Source organism: Citrobacter sp. S55_ASV_140, from assembly GCF_018919505.1.
In the GTDB taxonomy this organism is placed as follows: Bacteria; Pseudomonadota; Gammaproteobacteria; order Enterobacterales; family Enterobacteriaceae; genus Citrobacter; species Citrobacter werkmanii.
In genome coordinates this window covers 22,113-28,888 of the sequence record NZ_JAHLQZ010000044.1, presented here as the reverse complement: position 1 = coordinate 28,888, position 6,776 = coordinate 22,113, and the positions used below count along the sequence as shown (strand labels likewise).

Below are 6,776 nucleotides of genomic sequence, written 5' to 3'. Positions count from 1 at the left end.
TCCAACACATGGTCGGCGCCAACGGCGCGCAGACGATTTTCGCCATCAATAAAGATAAAAATGCGCCGATCTTCCAGTATGCGGATTTTGGCATCGTTGGCGATGCGCTGAAGATCCTGCCTGCGCTGACGGCTGCCTTAGCGCGATAAATCATTTCGGGCAGGATGCGAAGGTATCCTGCCGCTGACAGGAGTACGTATGTCCGAAGATATCTTTGATGCCATCATCGTGGGTGCAGGTCTGGCCGGTTCGGTTGCGGCGCTGGTGCTTGCTCGCGAAGGTGCACAGGTGCTGGTTATCGAGCGCGGCAATTCTGCTGGCGCGAAGAATGTCACCGGTGGGCGTCTGTATGCGCATAGCCTGGAACGCATCATTCCCGGCTTTGCGGATCTGGCCCCCATTGAACGCATGATCACCCACGAAAAACTCGCCTTTATGACCGACAACGGGGCGATGACTATCGACTACTGCAATGGTGAAGAGGCCGCCGCGTCGCAGGTTTCTTATTCCGTCTTGCGCAGTAAATTTGACGCCTGGCTGATGGAGCAGGCTGAAGAGGCGGGGGCGCAACTGATCACCGGTATTCGCGTCGATAACGTCGTTCAGCGCGAGGGTAAAGTCGTGGGCGTGGAAGCCGATGGCGATATTCTGGAAGCCAAAGTCGTGATCCTCGCCGACGGGGTGAATTCTCTGCTGGCTGAAAAGCTGGGCATGGCCAAGCGTGTTGAAGCATCGCATGTTGCCGTCGGCGTGAAGGAACTGATCGAATTGCCGAAGTCGGTGATTGAAGATCGTTTCCAGCTACAGGGCAACGAAGGCGCCGCCTGTCTGTTTGCCGGGGCGCCAACCGATGGTCTGATGGGCGGTGGCTTCCTGTATACGAATGAAACAACACTTTCTCTGGGGCTGGTCTGCGGCCTTCATCATCTGAAAGATGCGAAAAAATCGGTCCCGCAAATGCTGGAAGATTTCAAACAGCATCCGGCAGTCGCTCCGCTGATCGCTGGTGGCAAGCTGGTGGAATATGCCGCGCACGTTGTACCCGAGGCGGGAATGAATATGCAGCCTGAACTGGTGGGCGATGGCGTACTGATTGCCGGAGACGCTGCCGGCATGTGTATGAACCTCGGTTTTACCATCCGTGGTATGGATCTCGCCATATCCGCAGGCGAAGCGGCGGCGAAGACGGTGCTTTCGGCGATGAAGCGCGACGATTTTAGCAAGCAGTCGCTGGGTGAATACCGTCAGCATCTGGACGAAGGTCCGATGCGCGATATGCGCATGTATCAGAAACTGCCGGCTTTTCTTGATAATCCCCGCATGTTTACCGCTTATCCCGAAATGGCGGTCAGTATCGCGCGCGACCTGTTCACCGTGGATGGCTCCGCTCCGGTGCCAATGCGTAAAAAAATCCTGCGCCATGCGAAGAAAGTGGGCTTCATCAACCTGATGAAAGATGGCCTGAAAGGAGTGACCGTATTATGACATCTCCCGTCAATGTGGACGTCAAACTGGGCGTCAATAAGTTCAATGTGGATGAAAATAGCCCACACATCATTCTCAAAGCCGATCCTGATAAACAGGCGCTGGAGGTGCTGATTAAGGCCTGTCCGGCGGGACTGTATAAAAAGCAGGACGACGGTAGCGTTCGTTTTGATTACGCCGGGTGCCTGGAGTGCGGAACGTGCCGGATCCTCGGCCTTGATACGGCGCTGGAGAAATGGGAATACCCACGCGGGACGTTTGGCGTGGAGTTCCGCTACGGCTAATAAGTACGAGGTTGTGCACCCGTAGGCCGGATAAGATGCGGTAGCATCGCCATCCGGCAATCATGTGGTGCCAATGCCGGATGGCGGCGTAAACGCCTTATCCGGCCTACAGATGACGCTTTGCCCGTGTTGAAACAGGACATCACCATGCAGCAGCCCAGGAACTTTGATGACATCAAATTTACCTCTATTCACCGCAGGATAATGCTATGGGGAAGCGGTGGGCCGTTTCTGGATGGTTATGTGCTGGTAATGATTGGCGTGGCGCTGGAACAACTCACGCCAGCATTGAAACTGGATGCTCAGTGGATTGGCTTGCTGGGTGCGGGCACGCTGGCCGGACTGTTTGTTGGTACGTCGTTGTTTGGCTACATTTCCGATAAGGTCGGGCGGCGAAAAATGTTTATTATCGATATCATCGCCATTGGCGTGATATCGGCAGCGACCATGTTCGTTACCTCGCCCGTTGAACTCCTGGTGATGCGTGTGTTGATCGGCATTGTGATTGGCGCCGATTACCCGATCGCCACCTCGATGATTACCGAATTTTCCAATACCCGCCAGCGTGCTTTCTCTATCGGTTTTATCGCGGCTATGTGGTATGTCGGCGCAACCTGTGCCGATCTGGTCGGTTACTGTTTGTATGATGTTGAGGGCGGATGGCGCTGGATGCTAGGTAGCGCGGTGATCCCCTGTATTTTGATCCTGATTGGACGCTTCGACCTGCCTGAATCGCCGCGCTGGCTGCTGCGTAAGGGGCGGGTGAAAGAGTGCGAGGCGATGATGATCAAGCTGTTCGGCGAACCGGTGGTGTTCGATGAAGAAGCGCCGCAGGAGACGCGTTTTCTCCAGCTGTTTAATCGTCGTCATTTCCCGTTTGTGCTGTTTGTTGCCGCCATCTGGACCTGTCAGGTGATCCCGATGTTCGCCATCTATACCTTTGGCCCGCAGATTGTTGGGCTACTGGGACTGGGTGCCGGGAAAAGCGCCGCGTTGGGCAACGTGGTGATTAGCTTGTGCTTTATGCTGGGGTGTATTCCGCCGATGTTTTGGCTCAATAGCGCGGGGCGGCGACCGCTGTTGATTGGCTGCTTTATTATGATGACGCTGGCGCTGGCCGTACTGGGGTTAATTCCTGATATGGGGGCGTGGCTGGTGGTGCTGGCCTTTGCCGTATACGCATTTTTCTCTGGTGGTCCGGGGAATCTGCAGTGGCTATATCCCAACGAACTGTTTCCTACCGATATTCGCGCGTCTGCCGTCGGGGTGATTATGTCGTTAAGCCGCATCGGGACCATTGTTTCCACCTGGGCGCTACCGGTGTTCATTAGCAAATACGGCATCAGTAATGTCATGCTGATGGGGGCAGGAATTTCGCTGATTGGCCTTCTCGTGTCCATTGCTTTTGCACCAGAAACACGCGGCCTGACGTTGTCTCAAACCAGTCAGATGACGATTCGCAGTAAGCCCGTGACCAGGGCAGGTTATTAGGAGTGTTCTGTATTTTCCCTGTAACTCAGTCAGTTAGCCTACAGTTAATCTATATTTCACTGAAAACGACTGAAAAGCAGGGAGAACACCATGCAAAAACATATCCTGATCACCTCTATTTTTACCGCAGCAGCACTGTTTACCGTCGCCGGTTGTTCCTCAAACCAGGCGGTGAAAACCACCGACGGCAAAACCATCGTTACCGACGGCAAACCGCAAGTGGATGATGATACTGGCCTGGTGTCATATAAAAATGCGCAAACAGGTAAGACGGAGCAGATTAACCGCGACCAGGTTAAAGATATGAGTGAGCTGGACAACTAACTCAGATTTTTCCATTTATCTACTCAATAATATTGACTGTTAGCCTGTGGATTAACTGACTAAACTCACTGTTATTACAATAATGCAGTGACACAGGCTAATCATGATTCTCATCATTTATGCGCATCCCTATCCGCAGCATTCGCATGCGAATAAGCGGATGCTTGATCAGGCAAGGACGCTGGAGGGCGTGGAGATCCGCTCGCTCTACCAGCTCTACCCCGATTTCAATATCGATATTGCCGCTGAACAGGATGCGTTGGCACGCGCTGATTTAATTATCTGGCAGCATCCTATGCAGTGGTATAGCACGCCTCCGTTACTCAAATTGTGGATGGATAAAGTCCTCTCTCACGGCTGGGCCTATGGCCATGGCGGAACAGCGCTGCACGGTAAACATCTGCTGTGGGCTGTGACGACCGGCGGCGGTGAAAACCACTTTGATATCGGCTCCCATCCTGGCTTTGATGTACTTTCTCAGCCCCTACAGGCAACGGCGTTATATTGCGGCCTCAAATGGCTGCCGCCGTTTGCGATGCACTGTACGTTTATTTGTGATGATGAAACGCTGCAGGCGCAGGCGCGCCACTATAAGCAGCGTCTGCTGGAGTGGCAGGAGGTGCATCATGGATAGTCATACGCTGATACAGGCGCTGATTTACCTCGGTTCGGCGGCGCTGATTGTCCCCATCGCCGTACGGCTGGGCTTAGGGTCAGTGCTGGGCTATCTCATCGCCGGGTGCATCATCGGTCCTTGGGGATTGAGGCTGGTGACAGATGCCGAATCAATCCTCCATTTTGCCGAGATCGGCGTGGTATTGATGCTGTTTGTCATCGGCCTGGAACTGGATCCGCAACGTTTGTGGAAGCTGCGAGCCTCGGTGTTTGGCGGTGGTGCATTACAAATGGTGGTTTGCGGGGGGCTGATCGGTCTGTTCTGTATGTTCCTCGGCCTGCGCTGGCAGGTAGCGGAACTGATCGGCATGACGCTGGCGCTTTCCTCAACGGCCATCGCTATGCAGGCGATGAATGAACGTAACCTGATGGTGTCGCAACTCGGACGCAGCACATTTGCCGTGCTGCTGTTCCAGGATATCGCCGCTATTCCACTGGTCGCGATGATCCCATTACTCGCGGCGAGCGGCGCATCGACAACGCTTGGGGCGTTTGCGCTCTCTGCGCTTAAGGTGGCGGGGGCACTGGTGCTGGTGGTGCTGTTAGGTCGCTATGTGACGCGTCCAGCGTTACGTTTTGTTGCCCGTTCAGGCCTGCGGGAAGTGTTTAGCGCCGTCGCGCTATTCCTCGTTTTTGGCTTCGGTCTGCTGTTGGAAGAGGTCGGACTGTCGATGGCTATGGGGGCGTTCCTGGCCGGTGTGCTGCTGGCCAGTTCTGAGTATCGCCACGCGCTGGAAAGCGATATTGAACCGTTCAAAGGACTGTTGCTGGGACTGTTCTTCATCGGCGTGGGGATGTCTATCGATTTTGGCACGCTGGTAGATAACCCATTACGCATCGTTATTCTGCTGGTCGGTTTCCTGGTTATCAAAACCGTCATGCTGTGGCTGATAGCGAAACCGTTGCAGGTGCCGAATAAGCAACGTCGCTGGTTTGCCGTATTATTAGGGCAGGGCAGTGAATTTGCCTTCGTGGTGTTTGGCGCGGCGCAAATGGCAGACGTGCTTGATCCTGATTGGGCGAAATCGCTGACCCTGGCTGTCGCGTTGTCGATGGCGGCGACGCCGATTTTACTGGTGATTTTGACACGACTGGAAAAATCAGCGACCGGTGAAGAGCGGGAAGCGGATGAAATCGATGAAGAACAACCGCGAGTGATCATCGCCGGGTTTGGGCGATTTGGTCAGATTACCGGGCGTTTGCTGTTGTCGAGCGGCGTCAAAATGGTGGTTCTTGATCATGACCCGGACCATATCGAAACGCTACGTAAATTCGGCATGAAGGTTTTCTATGGCGATGCGACCCGGATGGATCTGCTGGAGTCTGCAGGGGCGGCTAAAGCTGAAGTCATTATTAACGCCATTGACGATCCGCAAACCAGCCTGCAATTAACCGAAATGGTGAAGGAGCATTTCCCTCATCTGCAAATTATTGCCCGCGCGCGCGATGTGGATCATTACATTCGCCTGCGCCAGGCAGGGGTGGAAATGCCGGAACGTGAAACCTTTGAAGGCGCGCTGAAGACCGGGCGTCTGGCGCTGGAAGGTCTTGGGCTTGGTCGCTATGAAGCGCGTGAGCGGGCCGACGTATTCCGCCGCTTCAATATGCTCATGGTTGAGGAGATGGTGAAAGGGGAAAATGACGCGATTTCCCGCGCAGCGGTTTATAAACGCACCAGCGCAATGCTGAGTGAAATTATTGCGGAAGATCGCCAACACTTATCGTTAATTCAACGCCATGGCTGGCAAGGCACGGATGAAGGTAAACATACGGGCGACGTCGCCGATGAGCCGGAAGTGAAACCGTCAGCATAGAGTAAAAAATGTGATGTTCTGCAAACTTTACTGCTAATTGGCTGTTTTTGAACTACTGTAATGCTGGCGTACCACCTTAAATAGGTCGGTTCGCCAGCAGAACGGAAAATTTTCATGCTCATCCTCTTTCCGCCAGTCGACGAAAGATTGCGCTTTCCGTATAGTGGCGACAATTTTTTTGTATCCGGGAAACATTCAATGATCAGTCTGATTGCGGCGTTAGCGGTAGATCGCGTCATCGGTATGGAAAACGCCATGCCATGGAACCTACCTGCCGATCTCGCCTGGTTTAAACGTAATACCTTAAACAAGCCGGTTGTCATGGGACGCCATACCTGGGAATCCATCGGGCGACCGTTGCCAGGGCGTAAAAATATTGTCATCAGCAGCAAGCCAGGCACCGACGATCGCGTGCAGTGGGTGAAGTCTGTTGATGAAGCAATAGCGGCCTGCGGCGATGAACCTGAAATTATGGTGATTGGCGGTGGACGCGTGTATGAGCAGTTCCTGCCGAAAGCGCAAAAACTGTATCTGACACACATTGATGCGGAAGTTGAAGGGGATACGCATTTCCCGGACTACGAACCGGACGACTGGGAATCGGTGTTTAGCGAATTTCACGATGCCGACGCACAAAACTCCCACAGCTACTGCTTCGAGATTCTGGAACGTCGTTAATACCGTAAGCGCCGGATGGCGGCGA

Annotated in this window: 7 protein-coding genes and 1 pseudogene; all 8 read left to right on the top strand. The window is 53.9% G+C overall.

Annotated elements, in window-relative coordinates; all coding sequences use genetic code 11:
• Window positions 1-149 (top strand): annotated as a pseudogene (locus KQJ18_RS09610) (nitrogen fixation protein FixB); the annotation flags it as partial.
• A 49-nt stretch (window positions 150-198) separates the two neighbouring features.
• Window positions 199-1,485: an FAD-dependent oxidoreductase gene (locus KQJ18_RS09605; protein WP_087857647.1), complete on the top strand. Its 1,287-nt coding sequence runs from the start codon at window positions 199-201 to the stop codon at window positions 1,483-1,485.
• Window positions 1,482-1,769, top strand: coding sequence for a ferredoxin-like protein FixX (gene fixX / locus KQJ18_RS09600; RefSeq protein WP_159121706.1), 288 nt, complete (start codon window positions 1,482-1,484; stop codon window positions 1,767-1,769). The genes KQJ18_RS09605 and fixX overlap by 4 nt, the downstream gene beginning before the upstream one ends.
• A gap of 147 nt (window positions 1,770-1,916) precedes the next feature.
• Window positions 1,917-3,260 carry an MFS transporter gene (locus tag KQJ18_RS09595; RefSeq protein ID WP_216421885.1) on the top strand — a complete coding sequence of 448 codons (1,344 nt, stop codon included), beginning with the start codon at window positions 1,917-1,919 and terminating at the stop codon, window positions 3,258-3,260.
• 90 nt (window positions 3,261-3,350) lie between these two features.
• A complete protein-coding gene (locus tag KQJ18_RS09590; RefSeq protein ID WP_003018880.1) occupies window positions 3,351-3,584 on the top strand; it encodes a YgdI/YgdR family lipoprotein in 234 nt (77 codons plus the stop codon).
• A 103-nt stretch (window positions 3,585-3,687) separates the two neighbouring features.
• Window positions 3,688-4,218, top strand: coding sequence for a glutathione-regulated potassium-efflux system oxidoreductase KefF (gene kefF, locus KQJ18_RS09585; RefSeq protein ID WP_038637110.1), 531 nt, complete (start codon window positions 3,688-3,690; stop codon window positions 4,216-4,218).
• On the top strand, window positions 4,211-6,073 hold the full coding sequence (kefC, locus tag KQJ18_RS09580; protein WP_085048327.1) for a glutathione-regulated potassium-efflux system protein KefC: 1,863 nt from the start codon (window positions 4,211-4,213) through the stop codon (window positions 6,071-6,073). Before kefF ends, kefC begins: the two co-directional genes overlap by 8 nt.
• Window positions 6,074-6,271: 198 nt before the next feature.
• Window positions 6,272-6,751 carry a type 3 dihydrofolate reductase gene (gene folA / locus KQJ18_RS09575; RefSeq protein WP_003018873.1) on the top strand — a complete coding sequence of 160 codons (480 nt, stop codon included), beginning with the start codon at window positions 6,272-6,274 and terminating at the stop codon, window positions 6,749-6,751.
• Window positions 6,752-6,776: the final 25 nt, after the last annotated feature.